Raw genomic sequence first — 17,743 nt, forward strand, 5'->3', positions numbered from 1 at the left:
TTATAATAATGGTCATCGAAGAAATCTTAGAATCTAAGTTTAATATTTCGATTATTGAAAATCTGCATAATATATGGAATGAATTTAGAGCATGGAATTCACCACTTGACGCTTTTCTGAAAATTAGTATTATTGGCCCATTAAGAGAAGAAATACTTTTTCGGTTACCGCTGATAACTAAATCTCCTTTTCTTCGCCTCGCTATTTTTCTGGGATGGGTGGATTTCCTGTTTCCTGAGCTTTTCAATTTCAAATTTTTGTCGTGGTCATACGGTATCGTTTTACTTATCATTTTAGCGGGTATAAGCGTTTCAGAGAAAATCTATGACCAGAACTTCCAAACTGTTTTTCAGAAGAAAAATTACAATTATATGTGCTGGGGTTTGACAATTGCTTTTGCATTGGCTCATATCTCTAATTTCACCCCATTAAACGGTTCATTCATTTATTTATACCCTTTTTATGTCCTTCCCCAGTTTGTTTATGGTATTGTTTTTAGTTATTTGGCTATCCGATTCAATTCGCTATTGTGGCCGTTTCTTTTGCATGCATCCATCAATTCAGCTAGCGAGATCCATCGATTAATCACGGAATTGTTTTGAACATTAAAGTTAATAGTTCTAATTGTTTTAAAAATTTGCTTGTCGAGGCAATATAATGCTGCTGACCATGACGAACCTGGCTTCCTTTGCTGCTTCTAATTTTGAATTATCCTTTTATTCCAAATTTGATTAAAAAACCGACTTCAAAATTAGGCGACTTATTAACTTAGTTCTTACCTTGTTTTCTTAACTTATCTATGGAAGGGATAGTATTATGCAGCTGATAATCAATAAATTAATTTCCCTTTATCGAAATTTTAAAGATAGTTTCCTTATTATGATTGGTATTTATGGAGGTCGGTTGCTGGCAAAATATTATCCGGATATCAAGTTGTGGATATTTACTTTATTTCAGTGAAAACCAGCACCGTCTATGGTTAGGAATGAAAAATTGGATTTTTAATTGGAAAATAGCATAGTCTGATGCGCGGGTATTGATCATTACAACTGGCGGGTCTCAAACGTAGCTAGTACGGGTCATTGACTGTTTAAAAAGTTTTTGCACTGAAATTATTTAAGTATTTTATCTAAAAAACAGCTAAATAATAATCATGAACCGTGCAAATCTTCAATCGCTTAAAATCGCTGCCCGCGTTTTAATTATCATTTTTTCGGGTCGTTTGTTGATGAAGTATTATCCGGAAATAAAGAGCTGGGTCTTGTCATTTTTTTTGTGAAATACCAAACCAATTTATTACCAATCCCTAATTTATTTCCTTTTAGGTTTTGACAGGCTTTCAGTTATTATACATTTGTAACTGTTAGCCATTATTAAAATCAAAACCGTATGCAATCAGCACCTGACAGTATTCGTGATATATTTTATAACCACACAGGAAACCTTATCCATAAGTGGGATCACTATTTTGACATTTATGAAAAATATTTTTCGAAGTATCGGGGTCAAAAAATCAACATTTTAGAGATTGGAATTTCTCACGGCGGTTCGCTGCAATTGTGGAAAAAATATTTTGGTACGCATGTCCACATTTATGCAATCGACATCAATCCGGATTGTAAGAAGTTGCAAGAGGAAAATACCACGATTTTTATCGGTTCTCAAAGTGATAAGGATTTTTTAGGTAATGTGGTCAGCCAGTTGCCGGAACTTGATTTTGTTATTGATGATGGCGGGCACACGATGGAGCAGCAGCTGGTATCCTTCGAAATGTTATATATGAAAGTAAAGGAGGGCGGGCTGTATTTCGTTGAAGATACGCACACATCTTACTGGGACGAATTTCATGGAGGTCTGAGAAATCCTGGCTCTTTTATTGAAAAATCGAAAGATCTGGTTGATTCAATTTATGATCATCACGTGGTTGACAAAAGTAAAATACGGATCGATGAAATCACGCGGCATATCAACTGCATATCGTTCTACGACTCCATTGTTGTTTTTGAAAAACAGTTACGCAAACAACCTTTTCACAAACAGATCGGAAGGAAAACAATTACACCTTATGTGCCAGTGGAATTAAAAAAGAAAACGATTTTGGATTCTATAAAAGGGATTTTCAAAAAGGAGGAAGCGCATCCGTTTTCCCTTAACGATGGCGGAATTGAAGAAATCAAGTAAATTTTTAATTCCGGTTGGCTTAGTTACAAAAAGCAGTCGGTTAAGAATTCAGGCTTAACCGACTGCTCTTTTATTTAAGGATCAAAACTTTAAACTAATGGTTCCTGTTGGCTCAAACAGTGAAAGCTGCCTTGTCCCCAGATAATTTCAGTTGCATCCAAAGGAATTATTTTGCGGTCAGGCATTGCTTTTTCCAGAATATCAATCGCAATCTGGTCGTTTGGATTGTTGAAAACGGGAACGATCACACCTGCGTTACACATCAGGAAGTTGACATAAGAACCCGGTGTCCGGAAGTCGTCGATAATGACTGCTTTCGGCATAGGTATTTCGATGATATTCAGTTGTTTTCCATTCAACAAACGCATGTCCTTCATCATTCGGAGATTCGTCTGAAGGATATCAAAATTTTCATCATTCGGATCATATTCTACTGCTGCAATCACAGTATCTTCGCTGATAAAACGTGTCGTGTCGTCAATATGTCCGTCGGTGTCGTCTCCCGCAATGCCGGCTTCTACCCACAGAACCTGCTCGGCCCCGTAATAATCATATAGATATTGCTCAATCTGTGCTTGATTCAAATGCGCGTTGCGGTTCTGATTCAGCAGACAAGATTTGCTGGTGAGGATAGTGCCAGCACCATTAAATTCAACGGAACCACCTTCCATAATGATTCCGGGTGTAATAGTCGGCAGGTTAAGATATTTAGCGATTGCGTGCGGTGTGCGGTTATCGTCGTCATAAGGAGGATATTTTCCACCCCAGGCGTTATGGCCCCAGTCAACGATCATTTTTTCCTTTGTATCCGGGTTGATCAAAAAAGCAGGTCCATGATCCCGGCACCAGGCGTCGTTTGTAGGTTTGATTACAAATTCAATTTTAGACAAATCTGTGCCGATGGCATCAAGCTGGCTGGTAATAAAATCTTTCAGGTTTTCATCATTTGCCACGATACCAACATTTTCCCCTTGGCTTATGGCCTTGATGAAAGCAAGATATTGCGGATACATTTTTTTCAGTCTGTCGCCCTGCCAGGAAGCTTCGTTATGTGGAAATGTTAGCCATGTGGCTCGGTGTGGGTGCCATTCGGCTGGAAATGTAAATCCTGATGCTTTGGGCGTTGATGAAAGATTGTATTGTGACACGGTGGTATTGGATATGAATTGCTGAGATTACTTCTGATTACGATACAAAGGTCGCAAAGGTTTTTGAAATCATTTAAAAAATAGCGCGATCAAATGTGAAATGAGCGTAGATAATTTGAATTTGTCATTTTAAAGCAAAAAATCCAAACACCTCGCGGGTTTGGATTTTTTTCAAAACGTTGATTAAAGTAAACAGGAGTTAATTATTTGACACAAGAACGTTTTCTACTAAATAAGATCCGTCTTCTGTTGTAAGATTATAAGCAGTTGCAACTTTTCGTGCATTGGTCTGTACGATACCTACTTTCCAGGAAGATACCTTTCCGGTTGAAGGTTCGTAATGATACAACACATCATTTTTTGATAATTGTTTCATTGTTTTATTCCCCTTTTTCGTCTGCACCTGATGCTGAGGCGTTGCTTCCAAAAGCAGGGCAGGGACAAGCGGCCAGGACTCTCCGGAGATCGAAGACTCATTAACAGGGCGCAGGTATACTGCCGTCAATGCTGCATTTGGGTTATCGTAAACTTCCACTGCTTTTACCTCAGTTTCTCTACTTTTACCCTTCCGGCAGGTCTTTACCTTTTCTCCAACTTTTACATCACGTATAGGCTTGACAGATCCGTCGGCCATGGTCACTGTTGCGTTAGGGCAAAAGTATCTATCCTGCTTCTTATCTTTTGAAGAAACCTTTTCGGCAACTTCCTTTTTTAACACAGCAGTTTCGCCATTTTCAGTCTGAGCTATTGAAGCAAAAGACAACAGAGAAAGAAATGGAATAATGATCGTTTTGCGCATAACAGTTTTTACTTAGGCTTTTGAAACTCGTACGAATACTTTACTGAAAAGGTTGGGTAATCCGCCAAGGACAATCAGGACGACGCCTGCAATAATCAAAGTTGACATGTGCGTGAAATAAGCGCCGGTTGTCAAAATACCGAGAATTAAAATCGTTGAGAACGGAAGCGAAAATGCAAGCAGCAATACGGCAAGTTCCATATCGAAAGTTCTTTTTTCCTTTGGTAATCCCATGGCATCTTCACGCAGATTGAAAGCGGAGATATGCGCCAGAGGCCAGAAACTTGCGGCACTCAATGGAATGACAATGGCAAGCAGAATCATGGACTGGTCCGTGATATTCAAAACATAGATCATTCCGGCGCTGATCAGCATTGTGCTGCCGGCTCTGAACAAAAGAATACTTGCGACGATACGTTTTTTTCCTTCTTTAAGTTGTACTGCAAGGCCGATGAAAACCAGAACAAGCGGGGTCATCATGGCACTTGTTTTGTCAAAAATTTCAGTGATTACAAAGGGTAGTGTAGAATAATTGATACCAACGCTTAATAAAACAATAGCAAGAATAATCAGTACGTTAATAGGTTCCTGCAGCATATTTCCGAACAGGCTTTTAAGTTTTCCTCCCAATTTGGTTTCCTTATCCTGGCTGTTTTTCAAAAACATGTTCATAGCCAGAATGTAAAGAGAAATCAGAACGAAAAATTTGTTTCCAACGTCGGCCAGTGCAGCAATAGCCAGACTTTTTTCGCCTAAAAATTCAGCAATAAAAGGAAAGCAGGAAAGTCCCGGGGCCAGAGATGGAATTAACATCATCAGGGTTCTGCCGGTCGGACTGTTTTTTTCAATACCAAAAAGCGCAAAAGCGAGTGGGGCAGAAAAAAACATAAGAAAGTTAAACACCAATGTCACAAGCGGAATGATGATCATCGATGAGTCCATTTCAATCTTCATCAGCGAGATAAAGATCGTGGATGGCAAAGCAACAGAAAGAATGATCTCTTTGATACCGTTGGTCTGCTCCTTACTTTTAAACTTCCCGCGGAGAAGTAATCCCAATGCAATCAGTAAAAGTAAAGTAATGGTTTTTTGTAAGGCATCACTCATAATATAAGCTTTTTATTGACTGATACCGGACAGTAATCCGGTGTACTAAATGAATTCAAAAGAGTATTGGCTGGTTTTCGGAAACAGATATCCGGATGGATATACGTCCGGAAAACCAGCCATTTTTCATTTATGCTGAATTAGCTTATCGTACCAAGGGCGCTTACGAATGCTTTCATTTCGTCCATTGTTCCCATACTAACACGTAACCAGGGCTTGTTCTGAATATCAAATGCACGGCAGGAGATATTTTTCGCAGCCAGTTTGGTCAACATATCTTTACCAGGGATGTTGATCGGGAAAATCACGAAGTTGGTGTAAGACGGGATATATTTGTAACCCATTTTATCAAGATTTCCAAGGAGATATGTTTTTGCTTCATGGTTCAATTTGCGCGTCATCACCTGGAATTCGCTGTCATCCATAGCAGCAGAAGCAGCAGCGATTGAAGTATAAGAAATACCCATACCGCCACGTGTGATTTTTTCGATTTGCTTAATAAATGTTGGTTGAGCAGCGATGTAACCAACACGGATACCAGCCATTCCCATAATTTTTGAGAACGTACGTGCAATGATTACATTTTTGTTTTTCTGAAGTAATCCAACCATACTTTCAGTATCCGCACCAACGGCTAGTTCGATGTATGCTTCGTCAACGAAAATAGGCACTTTCTCAGAAACGCGTGAACAGAAATCTAACAACTCTTTGCCAGTCGTGATCGCACCCGTTGGGTTGTTAGGGTTACAGATATATACAAGTTTGGTGTCTTTGTCTACAGCAGCTTCCATCGCTTTTAAGTCGTGGGAGTGGTTTTCTGTTACAGGAACAGCCTTCCATGTTGCACCAACAGATTTTGCAACCTGAACGAGTGACATATAACAAGGGTCAGCAGAAACGATATTTCCACCATGCATGAAAAGTACCAGAGCCACTTTTTCCAATAGATCCGAAGATCCAGGGCCCATCATGATATAGTCTTTCGAAACGCCTTCCTTTTTAGCGATTTTATCAACCAGGTCACTCATTTCTTTCCAGGCATAGCGGTTCCCGCCTGCAACTGAGTCACAAACTGCCTTTTGAGCGCTTTTTGGTGGTCCGTATGGATTTTCGTTAGCGCCGATACGGATCATTTTAGAAAGATCTGGTTTTTTGTCCAGAAAGTGCTCACGCACCATTGGGCTACGGTAAATACGGTTTTCAGGATCAAGCGATAGAGGCATATCATCGAATGCACCACCAAAGCTCATGTGGGGAGCCAGGGTCATACCACCAAGAGCCAATAAGCCTGATTTTAACAAATTGCGACGGTCGATTTTTTGAGTCATTTTAATTGTTTTTTTAGTAATGGGATTGTAAAGATTAAGCAAATGGGTATTGAGAAAAGCAATGAAAAAAAACGGGATAAGTCAGCCAGGAATTTACCTGGCTGACTGGTAATGTTATTGTGCCTGAACTTGTGAAAATCTTGTAAAAGTCACTCCTTTATAGGTCCCGGTCCATGATATTCTTGCAAGTGAACCTTTAACCGGAGTCGCTATTCCTAATTCTGCCCAGGTTTTATCCAGTGAAACTTTACCGTCTGCTCCAGAAGTTACTTCACCTAAAACGGCTCCTGTTCGCATGGTGATCGCCACTTTTACACCAGAAACAGGTATCGAGTCAATACCAACTGCGTTATTCAGGATTCCACTTTTATCTAATTCTAAAAGTGTGGCTGAAAGTGTCAGTTTTGTAGATGCAGCAGGGTATCCAACGGCCGGATCTTTTTCCTGAGGATATCCGAAAGGTGCTCCGATGATGTTTACAACAACCGGCGCAACGGTGGCGTCTACCCAGGGATCCTCTTCTTTACAAGCAGTGAAAACAGCACCGGCAAGTAAACAGATAACCAGAATTTTGATATGTTTTGTATATGAATTCATTGTCAGTTTTTTTAAGTCGATCACTTAATTTTCCGGTTTGGGTTATTCAGCCCACCAAAGTTTTGTCTTCATATCGTCTTTGCCGCCAAGCAGGGTAACACCACCTTCAACACTCGCTTTATTAAGAGAATATTCGTTGGTTGAGTAAGTAAATCTTGTTGGCAACACACCATCGTTGTTCAATACTGCGCGGGCGTCTGGTGCAGGGAATTTTGGCAAACCTGTGCGGCGCCACTCCGTCCATGCTTCAATACCTTGTCCAAACAGCGCTACCCACTTTTGCTCCATGATTTTTTCCTTCGTTGCTGTTCCAAGTTTAGCAAGAAAAGCAGCAGGAGGGGTCAAGGCATATTGTGTGAAAGAAGCATTTACAGCGGTTTTGAAATAAGCATCAGCATCACCGGTAATGTCTCCGTCAAGGGCTGCTTCTGCCAGAATGAAATTCAATTCAGCAAAAGTCATGATCACTTCCGGAGCCGTTGCTCTCGTGAAATACGTTCCTATGGTAGAGCTGGACGAAAGGAAAGTGGTTGCAATTGCATCCGGCAAGCCATTCGGGTGTCCCTGATAGACTCCGTCTTTATTTGGGTTTCCATAAACTGTAATTCTGGTATCACCCATAGAATTCATCTGATCGACTAATGTTTTACTCAAATTCCAGTCCGTACGACCGCCCTGAATAATGATCTGATTCCACTCATTATTGCTTGGCAAAACTGCTGAACAGTTCAGTTGGGCGTTGTCGGCATTCGTAGTGAAAATCGGGTAGGTAGAAGCATTTCCTAAAATTTCCGCAAAAACTGCTTTCGACTCTGCGGGTTTCTTTTTGGCCTGACGATTGGCAAGTCTCAAACGAAGTGAGTTTGCAAACTTCTTCCATTTAAGAATATCACCATTGTAAACGATGTCTCCGGCTACGGCTGGCCCACCAACGGTCAGCAATGAATTTGCCGTTTTAAGGTCCGCGAGCATCGCCGCGTAAATTGCTTCCTGAGAGTCATACTTAGGCGTGTAGATTGGCGTAGCAGCCGTTCCTTGGATTGCCTCTGAGTAAGGGATTGGTCCGTACATATCGGTGAGCAAAGAGAAAACCCAGGTTCTCATCACCATCGCTACGCCTACATAATTTGCGTTTGGCGTTGCTCCGTCTGGCGAGGAAATTGTAATGATGCGTTGGAAATTAACTTGTGCATCGTTATAAAATCCTTTCCAGTTATTGTTTGTTACTGCAACAGAAACCGTGTAGTCATCACCTTCGTTTGAATAAATGTTACGTGTAAGATGTTGCATGTAAAGTTCGGCTGCATCAATGTTGATACGCTCAAACCGATCTCTGTGGCCCCAGTAGCGGTCGATTGAAGATTCAAGGCCGGAAGTAAGGAGGTACTGTGCCTTAACTAACGTCGGATCATTCGGGTTCGAATTTATTTCTTCAAAATCCTTGGTGCAGCTGTTCATTGAAAACATCACAGCTGTCAAGGCAATTACCAGTGGTTTATATGCTATTTTTCTCATAATGAAAGTCGATTAAAAGATCCCAGATCAACAGGAAGATTAGAATGAAAAGCTTAAGTTAACACCCATACTTCTTGAACTTGGAAGCTGGCCATAACCAAATCCTTGTGCATTTCCACCTTTTGAATCGAATTCAGGATCCACGTGCGGTGTGTTTTTAAAGATCATCCATACGTTACGCCCAACCAGTGAAAGTTTAGCAGTCTGGAAGAATGTCTTCTTCAAAAGATGCGTAGGGAGGCTATATCCAAGCGTCAATTCACGTAGTTTCACATAGCTTGCGTCGAAAATTGCTGCTTCGTGGTAGTTACGAGGATTGTTGTATGCATAAAACTCTTTTGCAGGAATGATGATGTCGTTTTTAGCAAACGTTCCGTCGGCCATTTGTTTAACACCGTCTCCGATTACTCCTTCTTCACGTCCGATAGCTGTTTCTTCATATTGTCCCGTCCAGCGACCTGTACCGGTTCCTTCGTCGAAAATATCACCACCCATACGTACATCAACCAAAGCAGAAAATGTAACGCCTTTGTAGGTAAATGTGTTAGAAACACCACCTGTCCAGTCTGGCTGAATGTTGCCAAGCTTGATCGTACCTGGCGCAACCTGTGGCAAACCATTGGCATAAATTACTTCTCCTTCTGGTGAGCGTAACCAGCCCTTTCCGTAGTAAGTACCATAAGCTTCGCCGATTCTGGCTTCGGAAGTCATACCGCGTTGTGTAGCAAGTGTGTAGGTTGTAAGGCCTTCGGCAAGTGCAACAACTTTGTTTTTGTTTTTAGCAAAGTTAACTGCGATATCCCATGAGAAGCCGTTTGACAATTTGACCGGGTTGGCAGTCAGCATTATTTCAACCCCTTTGTTGGTAATCTCACCTGCATTTAAAACGCGGGTGTCATAACCGCTTGCTTTCGAAATCTCAACGGCAAGGATCTGGTCTCTTGTACTCTGGCTGTAATAAGTCATATCAAGACCAATTTTGCCTTTAAAGAATCTCAAATCAGCTCCGAATTCTTTACCGGTTGTGATCTCAGGTTTCAAAGTCGAGTTTGCAATTTTAACAGCCTCAGCGAATTTACTCATGCTTCCGTTCCATGAACCGTTCGCTGTAAAAGTCTGCTGTAAGGCGTAGGGATCAGCATCGTTACCAACTTGCGCCAAACTTGCACGAAGTTTTGCGAAACTCAGCACATTACTTTGTACATCAAAAATGTCTGTCAGTACTGCACTTAATGAAACAGAAGGGTAGAAGTATGAATTGTTGTTAGACGGCAGGGTACTTGACCAGTCATTTCTTGCTGTCACATCCATAAACAATTGATTTCTCCAGCCGATTTGAGCCGCACCAAAAACACTTTGATTTTCAGATTTAGTGATGGTACTCTGGATCGTGTTCAAACTTGGGATCGAGTTGGCGGCATTGTACACTCCGTCTACAACAAGCTCACCAACTGCAAAGTAATTTCTCTTGTAATAGTTGGTTCTTTTAATCGCACCAGCCTGAAGATTTAGAGAAAAGTCTTTCGTTACATCTTTGTTGAAAGTGAAAATAATGTCTGAGTTCGTTTCCTGATTGCGCAGAACTTCTTCGTTATACCGGCCAGGAGTTTTTACGCCGTTTCTTACCCTTTCAAAGTTTGTTATGTTGATACGTGTATCACTCCAAACGTCTGTTCCTGTCCGAAGCATTACGCTAAGCGAAGGAAGGATTTTGTAGTTGAAAGAGATGTTTCCCAGTAATCTGTCCTTATCATTTCCACTTGTCAATTTTTTCTGAGAAAAATATGGGTTAGTGAAGAATGTATGCTGCCAGTTTGGCGGATCTGTGTCACCAGGTATCTGGTTGTGCGTGGAAGTATACTGCTCGTAGTTACGAAGCTGTTTCCAGGATACGTGTCTGTGAGCCCAGATAAATTCCTGGCCGGAAGTATAACCGCGGTTGTCGGCACCAGACTTGATGTATTCAGCAGAAAGCGCAACACTGAAATTTTTTGTCAGATTATAACCTGAGTTGATTTTCAAGTTATAACGGTGAAAATCGTTATAGTAAGCGATACCACTTTGTTTTGTATGTCCTAAACCTAAACGGAAATAACCCTGATCGTTTCCACCTGCAACGGCCACACTGTTTGAAACAGTGCTACCTGTGTTCCAAAATTCGTCCCAGTTATTTGGTTGTGGTGTTAAAGGAGCTACATCGTTTCCTGTCCACCATTGTCTGACCAAGCGGCCATCCATTGGTGCACCCCAGCTTTCGTCTGTTCCTTCTGTTCCAGATAAAGGAGCCGTTGGACCATAAGCTGCACGGTATTGCTGAATTTCCAGCGGGTCAGTGATTGCGCCGCTCCATCCGTCGTGGTACCAGGTCCTGTAACCATTTCCTCCACCATAAGTATTTTGAAATTTAGGTTTGATCCATGGGCGCTCAAAGGTCACGTTGGAGTTGACTTCAACGCCAATTCCTTTTGTGCCTTTACCGTTTTTCGTTGTTATCAAAATAACACCGTTGGCTGCACGTGAACCATATAAAGCTGCTGCGTTTGGACCTTTCAAAACAGAAATCTCTTTAATGTTATCAGGGTTAACTTCTGACATACCGCCACCGTACTGGTTTGTTGCTGATGTAGCTGATGCCTGTTGCATCGGTACACCATCAATTACAATAAGAGGCTGGTTGTTACCAGAAATAGAACCAGCGCCGCGGATCTGGATAGTAGAACCACTACCAGGGCCGCCGTTTGACTGGATTCTTACACCGGCAATCTTGCCGGAAAGTGCGTTTGCTACGTTCGTAGAACGTGACTCAGTAAGGCTTGAACCTTTTACTTCCTGAACCGTATATCCTAATGCTTTTCTTTCGCGCTCAATACCAAAAGCTGTTACAACAACTTCTGCCAATTGGCGTGTATCAGCATCTAATTTGATGTCGAAAACCGTTTGACTCCCAACAGGAATCTCTTTAATTAAAAATCCTACATAAGAAACAACTAAAACGCCGTCGCCCGGAATAGTGAATTTAAACTTTCCGTCAGCGTCAGCATTGGTACCCGTATTTGTGCCTTTGTAAATAATAGAAGCGCCAGCCAGTCCCAGACCATCATCGGCCGCAGTTACCTTTCCGCTAATTTCACGCGTTTGTGCATGCACCAACGGAGAAAGCAGACAGGCCCATAAGAACAATAGTAAAGTTTTACGCATGGGAATCCGGTTAAATTAATTAGGTGAGTACTATTAGTAGAGTAGGTAAAAAAGTTATGGCTGTGGTGTCCACGTTTCTGTGCGCCGCACACACTTTCGCATGGACAGAACAGCACAGCCATAAGCTTACAAAACTGCTTTTCCGGAAAGCAATACCCTCTTAATCGAGGACAAACAGTGGAATCGTTTCTGTGATCTGGCAACCAGGTCCAGGTTTTGATAAAAATGTTTGTCCACGCTGACAGGTAATTAATTATTAAATTCTTTTCGTAAAAAGGCAGAACTTCTTTGCTGTTGTCTAATTGACATTAACAGTCCGGATGGTTTATGTTCTCCTTCTTACGTTTAGACATATTCAGTGCGGCTGGAACATATCTGACAGTTAAGAAGTTTAGTCATTCGTTTAATGACATTTCAAATATACTGACAAAGCTAATAAATGCAAGAGAAATTATTTAAAAATTGAGTTTTATTGCAATAATAATTGGTTGATGTAGTTATTGGGCGAATTATATTGCACTTTATCTATATTTAATTTCAATTATCTTACTTTGATCCAATCTATAAGCCTAATAGACTTCATGTTGACTCATAAGATCTAATTTTAGTAAGTTTAAAATTTACCTATATACGCTACATTTTTTGTTGAAACTTAAAAATCGAGTTCAAATTTCGTAAATTTTACTTATATTTTATGTTAAAATCTGAAAAATTGGTTTCATAAAGTATGGAAACGAAAAAAGGATCACTTCTGGTGATCCTTTTGATATTATTGGAATAATTATATTTATGGTGACTTACTTATCGTCGATGTAGCGGCTCAGTATAGGTTTATAGGAGTCCACACGGCGGTCTCGGAAGAACGGCCATGTGGTTCTGTAGTGATCCAGTTTATGTAGATCAATTTCTTCTACGTGTACAGTTTCTTCTGTATGGGGAGCGAGATACATTAGCCGTCCATGTGGATTTGCTATGAAGGAACCGCCCCAAAATTGCTGGTCTGCTTCGCGACCTACGCGGTTTACAGAGACTACATAAACGCCGTTGGCAACTGCGTGGCTCCGCTGGATTGTCTGCCAGGCGCCGTATTGTTCATCGTTAATAATCGGATCAGTCTCGTTCGTGTCCCAACCGATTGCAGTAGGATAAAAAAGAACCTCCGCACCCATCAAGCTTGTGATCCGCGCAGCTTCCGGATACCACTGATCCCAACAGATCAAAACACCGATTTTTGCGAATTTTGTATTGAATATCCTGTAACCATTGGTATCAGATTCTTCTGATGCGGCATCACCAGGAGTAAAGTAGAACTTTTCATAATATCCGGGATCGTCGGGAATATGCATTTTGCGGTATTTACCCAGATATGTTCCATCAGCATCGAGTACTGCTGTTGTATTATGATAGAGTCCGTGCGCACGTTTTTCAAACAAGGAGGCAATAATCACAACGCCTAGTTCTTTGGCAAGACTGCCTAATGATTCCGTCGATGGACCCGGAATTGCTTCCGCCAGTTCAAAGTTTTTATGGTCTTCGACGTCGCAAAAGTACAGCGACTTAAAAAGCTCCTGCAAACAAACAATTTGTGCTCCTTTTGCAGCAGCTTCTCTTATTTTAGATTTAGCTTTTTCGAAATTATCTTCTACATCCGCGGAACAGCTCATCTGAACGATTCCAATATTTACTTTTTTATTCATTCCGGTTGTTTTTGTTGATTGAGTAATCGGATTGGGAAACACTATTTGCTGAACGGAAGTTCTTTGATTTCAAAATCGAAGGAAAGCTTGTTCATGCAGTTGAAATGTTTTTTTGGGCATTCTTTATAACCGATCTTGGAGCAGGGGCGGCAATCGAGGTCATTATTTTCTATGACTTCAAAAGCAGTTTTATAAGGATACATGCCAAAGGCCGGAACTGTATTGCCCCAGATCGAATAAACTTTCTTTTTAAAGGCGGAGGCCACGTGCATTAATCCCGTATCGTGCGAAAAAACGATAAACGATTGTTCTATTAAAGAAGCCGACTGATTGAAGTTGTATTTTCCGCACCCATTAAAAATCAATCGGTCGCCAATTGCTTTCCTGATTTCTTCCCCTGCTTCGAAATCTTCTTTTCCGCCCAATAAAATGATCGGGAAATTAATTTTTCTGCAAAGTTCAATCATGCGGTGAACGGGAAGTTTTTTAGTATTATGCTGTCCGCCGATAGCATAGGCGACAAAATCTTTCTGATGGGTTTCAGGAATCCAGTCTCTTTCTACTTTGTCTTTATATGGAATAAAATAATCAAGACCGAGATCATCATTTTTGACTCCTAATGGTAAAACCGTGTCCAGATACCGGTCGACGATATGAATGTCTGGCAGATAATTTATTTTAAACTGTGTTTGCAGCCATTTCTGCGCATTTAATTTTTTAAAAGAAAAGGATCGCTTGAAAAGCGCCAGTTTGATATGCAATGTTCGTAAATTGGTATGCAGATCGATGATATAATCAAAATTTTCAGCACGCAGGGTTTTGACCATTTTATTCAGACTGCCGTCCAGCAACCAGATTTTATCAACATAGGGATTATCTTCCAGCAGGAAACCGAATTTGCTTTTGGTAAAATAATGAATTTCAGCTTCCGGATATTGCTGTTTCAGGCAACGTATAACGGGAGTAGTCAGAACGATATCGCCGATCGAGGAAAAGCGGAGGATTAAAAACTTGACAGGTTTGTTCACGATTTATCTTTTACTTCCAATGTTTGATCCCGGTGCAATACTTGCGGCCGCTTGTGTTTCCAACGTTTGTGGCTCCAAAGCCAATTGTCAGGCTGTCTGACAATGTCTTCTTCCAAAAATGAAATTTGTTTCTCCAGAATATAATTCGTCGGCTCTTGTTTTGGAGTTTCCGTGATAAGCCGGAAATAGAATTTATAAAATCCACGCTTAAAATTATTCCTTAAAACACCCATATACAAGACTGGCGCATTAAGTTTTCTGGCGATAAGCTCAACGCCTCTGAAAATGCCGGTATCCTGATTCAGGAAAGTGGTCCAATAGGCGCGCTCGGGAGCAGGTGATTGGTCATTAATCAGAATGAAAAGGAAAGGTTTATCGCGAGGACTAATCGCTCGCTGAAAGGCTTCCTGCATTGGAACCATCTCTGTGCCAAATTGCGTCCTGACATCCTTAAACCAATTTTCAAAAGTATCATTGGCAAGTTTGTGATATACGACGACCAGTTGATATTGAAACTTTACAGCCGCGAATAAGTTGAGCATTTCCCAGTTTCCAAGGTGACCGGCTACTACAACAAGATTTTTTTGTTGTTCATAATAATGATCCAGAATATCAGATTCCGCTTCGAATCGGGCCAATAAGTCATTTTTGGAGATACTTCGGAGTTTGATCGTTTCAAAAATAATATCCGTGAAATTCTGGTAATACTTCTTTGCGATTTCCTGAATCGTGTCCTCTTTTTCTTGTGGGAAACTGTTTCGGAGATTGGTAAGAATTACTTTCTGACGGTAATGAAAAACATCAAAAATGAAGAATCTCAGTATGTCTGAAAGGCGATACAATGATTTCCATGAGAATCTGGAAACTGTGTCTAAAAGTTTAATTGCTATACGGGTAAGGAAATTTTCCATACAAGATTACTTCAAAATAACAGCTCTGGTGCGAAAACAACATAACCTTACTTAAAGAAATCGATGGATTGACTCGGTAAATCACTTCGTCAGGGTATTAAACTCAGTAATTGTTCAGGTTTAAGACATTCCGGTTTTTCATGCTTCCATCGTCTGTGGCTCCAGAGCCAGTTATGCGGCTGAAGTCGAATATCCTGCTCCAATATCTGAATCTGCTTTTCCAAAATTCCATTCACGGGAACTTCCTTTGGCGTTTCGGTTATCGTTGTTATGTCAACATGATAATAGCCTCTTTTGTTCTCAACTTTGCTGAATTCTGCGTAGAGAACGGGAAGGTTTAATTTGCGTGCAATGGCTTCGACGCCACGGAAAATTCCGGTGTCCTGATGCAGAAATTTTGTCCAGAAAGCCGTTTTCGGGTTAGCAGACTGATCATTTGCCAGAACTACCACAAACGGTTTCGTACGCGGCGTTAATAATTCTTTAAAAATTTTATCCATTGGGACCAGTTTCGCTCCAAAGCGAGTCCTGTAATCCAGAAACCATTTGTCAAAAACTTTGTTTTGCAACGGACGATAAACCACGATGCAGTCATGGGAAAATTCGAGAGACGAAAATAAATTGGCAAGTTCCCAGTTTCCCCGGTGGCCCATCAGGAAAATGGCACTTCTATTTTGTTTAAATAGATCATTAATAATGGTAAGATCACCTTCCAGCCGCTCCCGGATCACTTGCGGAGAAGCCGTTCTGAATTTTAGCGTTTCCAGAATCAGATCCGTAAAATGAATGTAAAAGTTGCGGGAAATAATTTCAATTTGTTCTGGTGATTTGTCTGGAAAACTATTTTTAAGATTTTCCAGGATTACTCTTTTTCGATACCCGACTACATCAAAAAGCAACCAGCTAAGTGCAGTGGATACTCTGAATATATTTTTCCAGGAAAGGCCGGCAATGGAATTAAGAAAGAAAATTGAAATTTTTGCAACTATTTTATTCATATATTAATTTTTTACAATATTACATATAACGTATGTGTATAAAAAATTAGCATTTGTTTTTAAAATTGGTTAGCTTCACTAGATAAATCAATACGTATCAAACTGTGTTAGAAAGCTTATTTGATATAAAGAATGATCGTCGTCTCAGCGTATATCTGTATCGGATGGGATTCGGTATGTGGCTGATGTATCTTGCTCTTGGCGCGCCTGCGCTTCATGCCTACAAACATTACCGTTTGGACTGCGGAGTTTTTTCCGTTGTATTGATGGTGGTGGGATTTTCAGCTTCTATGGTTTTTGATTATTTCCACAACCGTGAAGCATATGAGTATAAGAAGAAATGGCTTTTTGTAAGCTATCTTGTACTTGCCGGTGTTATCTATTTCTTCATTTTGTAAAAGATATCCAACAGGCTGTTCTCTTACTAAATCTGTTTGTTAACCATTTCTTCAATTTTCTGAAACGTTAGTTCAGGAAGTGCTGCAACTTTCCCTATCACAATTACCGCAGGAGATTTAATTTCTGCTTCTTTTGCAAGAGGTAAAATATTTCCAATCGTTCCTAAAACGATTTTCTGTTCCGGAAGTGAGCCGTTTTGGATGATAGCGATTGGTTCGTCAAATTTATCCAGGTCGGAATAAATGCTGATAATTTCTTCAAGTTTGTGTGTTCCCATCAGGATTACAACAGTTGCCGAAGAACGGGCCGCCCACGGAAGATCTGCCGATAGTTCATGAGATTTTGTCGTTCCGGTAACAACCCAGAAACTTTCGCTCACACCGCGTGAGGTCAAAGGAATTCCTGCCAAAGCCGGAACTGCATAGGTACTTGAAATACCGGGAATGACTTCTGACTCAATGCCATGCGCAGCTGCATATTCGATTTCTTCATAACCACGACCAAAAATAAAAGAATCACCGCCTTTCAAGCGGATAACTTCTCCATATTCGCTGGCCGAAGCAACAATCAGTTTATTAATCTCATCCTGTCCGCAGCTTACCTTTCCAAAACGTTTTCCAACATGAATTTTCAGACAATCTTCCGGACAATGATCAAGTATTGCAGGATGCACAAGCGCATCATAAAGCACAACTTTGGCAGTTTGTAATGCTTTAATTCCTTTTAGAGTGATCAGATCTGGATCGCCTGGACCGGCACCGATTAATGTAAGTTTCATAGGGGAATGGCTGTCGGCTTTCGTCGATTAGCTGTCAGTGGGTTATTTAACACGAATTC

15 protein-coding genes are annotated in these 17,743 nt (G+C 40.8%); 3 read left to right on the top strand and 12 right to left on the bottom strand.

What is annotated here, in order from left to right; all coding sequences use genetic code 11:
* Positions 1–8: 8 nt before the first annotated feature.
* On the top strand, positions 9–602 hold the full coding sequence (locus BMY70_RS31660; protein WP_177196971.1) for a CPBP family intramembrane glutamic endopeptidase: 594 nt from the start codon (positions 9–11) through the stop codon (positions 600–602).
* A 787-nt stretch (positions 603–1,389) separates the two neighbouring features.
* Positions 1,390–2,181 (top strand): class I SAM-dependent methyltransferase, encoded by a 792-nt coding sequence (locus BMY70_RS06955; RefSeq protein WP_090333825.1) that lies wholly within the window; start codon positions 1,390–1,392, stop codon positions 2,179–2,181.
* Positions 2,182–2,270: 89 nt separating this feature from the next.
* On the opposite strand, the gene BMY70_RS06960 is transcribed toward BMY70_RS06955, so the two are convergent.
* The 11 genes from BMY70_RS06960 to BMY70_RS07010 all read right to left on the bottom strand — a co-directional run bounded on the left by BMY70_RS06960 (position 2,271) and on the right by BMY70_RS07010 (position 16,507).
* Positions 2,271–3,329, bottom strand: coding sequence for an agmatine deiminase family protein (locus BMY70_RS06960; protein ID WP_090333828.1), 1,059 nt, complete (start codon positions 3,327–3,329; stop codon positions 2,271–2,273).
* A 199-nt stretch (positions 3,330–3,528) separates the two neighbouring features.
* Positions 3,529–4,128, bottom strand: coding sequence for a Hint domain-containing protein (locus tag BMY70_RS06965; RefSeq protein WP_090333832.1), 600 nt, complete (start codon positions 4,126–4,128; stop codon positions 3,529–3,531).
* 12 nt (positions 4,129–4,140) lie between these two features.
* Positions 4,141–5,235, bottom strand: a complete 1,095-nt coding sequence (locus BMY70_RS06970; RefSeq protein WP_090333835.1) for an AEC family transporter — start codon at positions 5,233–5,235, stop codon at positions 4,141–4,143.
* A gap of 140 nt (positions 5,236–5,375) precedes the next feature.
* The gene (locus BMY70_RS06975) at positions 5,376–6,563 is read right to left on the bottom strand and encodes a pyridoxal phosphate-dependent aminotransferase (protein WP_090333837.1); all 1,188 of its coding nucleotides are present in this window, start codon (positions 6,561–6,563) and stop codon (positions 5,376–5,378) included.
* A gap of 114 nt (positions 6,564–6,677) precedes the next feature.
* Positions 6,678–7,160, bottom strand: a complete 483-nt coding sequence (locus tag BMY70_RS06980; RefSeq protein ID WP_090333839.1) for a hypothetical protein — start codon at positions 7,158–7,160, stop codon at positions 6,678–6,680.
* A gap of 42 nt (positions 7,161–7,202) precedes the next feature.
* Complete coding sequence (locus tag BMY70_RS06985) at positions 7,203–8,675, bottom strand: SusD/RagB family nutrient-binding outer membrane lipoprotein (protein ID WP_090333842.1); 1,473 nt, start codon at positions 8,673–8,675, stop codon at positions 7,203–7,205.
* Between the two features lie 39 nt (positions 8,676–8,714).
* Complete coding sequence (locus BMY70_RS06990) at positions 8,715–11,873, bottom strand: SusC/RagA family TonB-linked outer membrane protein (RefSeq protein ID WP_090333844.1); 3,159 nt, start codon at positions 11,871–11,873, stop codon at positions 8,715–8,717.
* A 797-nt stretch (positions 11,874–12,670) separates the two neighbouring features.
* Positions 12,671–13,570 (bottom strand): carbon-nitrogen hydrolase, encoded by a 900-nt coding sequence (locus BMY70_RS06995; RefSeq protein ID WP_090334771.1) that lies wholly within the window; start codon positions 13,568–13,570, stop codon positions 12,671–12,673.
* A 41-nt stretch (positions 13,571–13,611) separates the two neighbouring features.
* The gene (locus BMY70_RS07000) at positions 13,612–14,598 is read right to left on the bottom strand and encodes a glycosyltransferase family 9 protein (protein WP_090333847.1); all 987 of its coding nucleotides are present in this window, start codon (positions 14,596–14,598) and stop codon (positions 13,612–13,614) included.
* On the bottom strand, positions 14,595–15,509 hold the full coding sequence (locus BMY70_RS07005) for a lysophospholipid acyltransferase family protein (protein ID WP_090333849.1): 915 nt from the start codon (positions 15,507–15,509) through the stop codon (positions 14,595–14,597). The genes BMY70_RS07000 and BMY70_RS07005 overlap by 4 nt, the downstream gene beginning before the upstream one ends.
* A gap of 89 nt (positions 15,510–15,598) precedes the next feature.
* On the bottom strand, positions 15,599–16,507 hold the full coding sequence (locus tag BMY70_RS07010; RefSeq protein ID WP_090333852.1) for a lysophospholipid acyltransferase family protein: 909 nt from the start codon (positions 16,505–16,507) through the stop codon (positions 15,599–15,601).
* Between the two features lie 104 nt (positions 16,508–16,611).
* On the opposite strand from BMY70_RS07010, the gene BMY70_RS07015 reads away from it, so the two are divergent.
* Positions 16,612–16,905: a hypothetical protein gene (locus BMY70_RS07015; protein ID WP_090333855.1), complete on the top strand. Its 294-nt coding sequence runs from the start codon at positions 16,612–16,614 to the stop codon at positions 16,903–16,905.
* Positions 16,906–16,931: 26 nt separating this feature from the next.
* Here the strand turns inward: BMY70_RS07015 and cobA are convergent, their stop codons facing one another.
* Complete coding sequence (gene cobA / locus BMY70_RS07020) at positions 16,932–17,684, bottom strand: uroporphyrinogen-III C-methyltransferase (protein WP_090333858.1); 753 nt, start codon at positions 17,682–17,684, stop codon at positions 16,932–16,934.
* Between the last annotated feature and the right edge of the window lie 59 nt (positions 17,685–17,743).

The organism is Dyadobacter koreensis (assembly GCF_900108855.1).
GTDB classification, from domain to species: Bacteria; Bacteroidota; Bacteroidia; order Cytophagales; family Spirosomataceae; genus Dyadobacter; species Dyadobacter koreensis.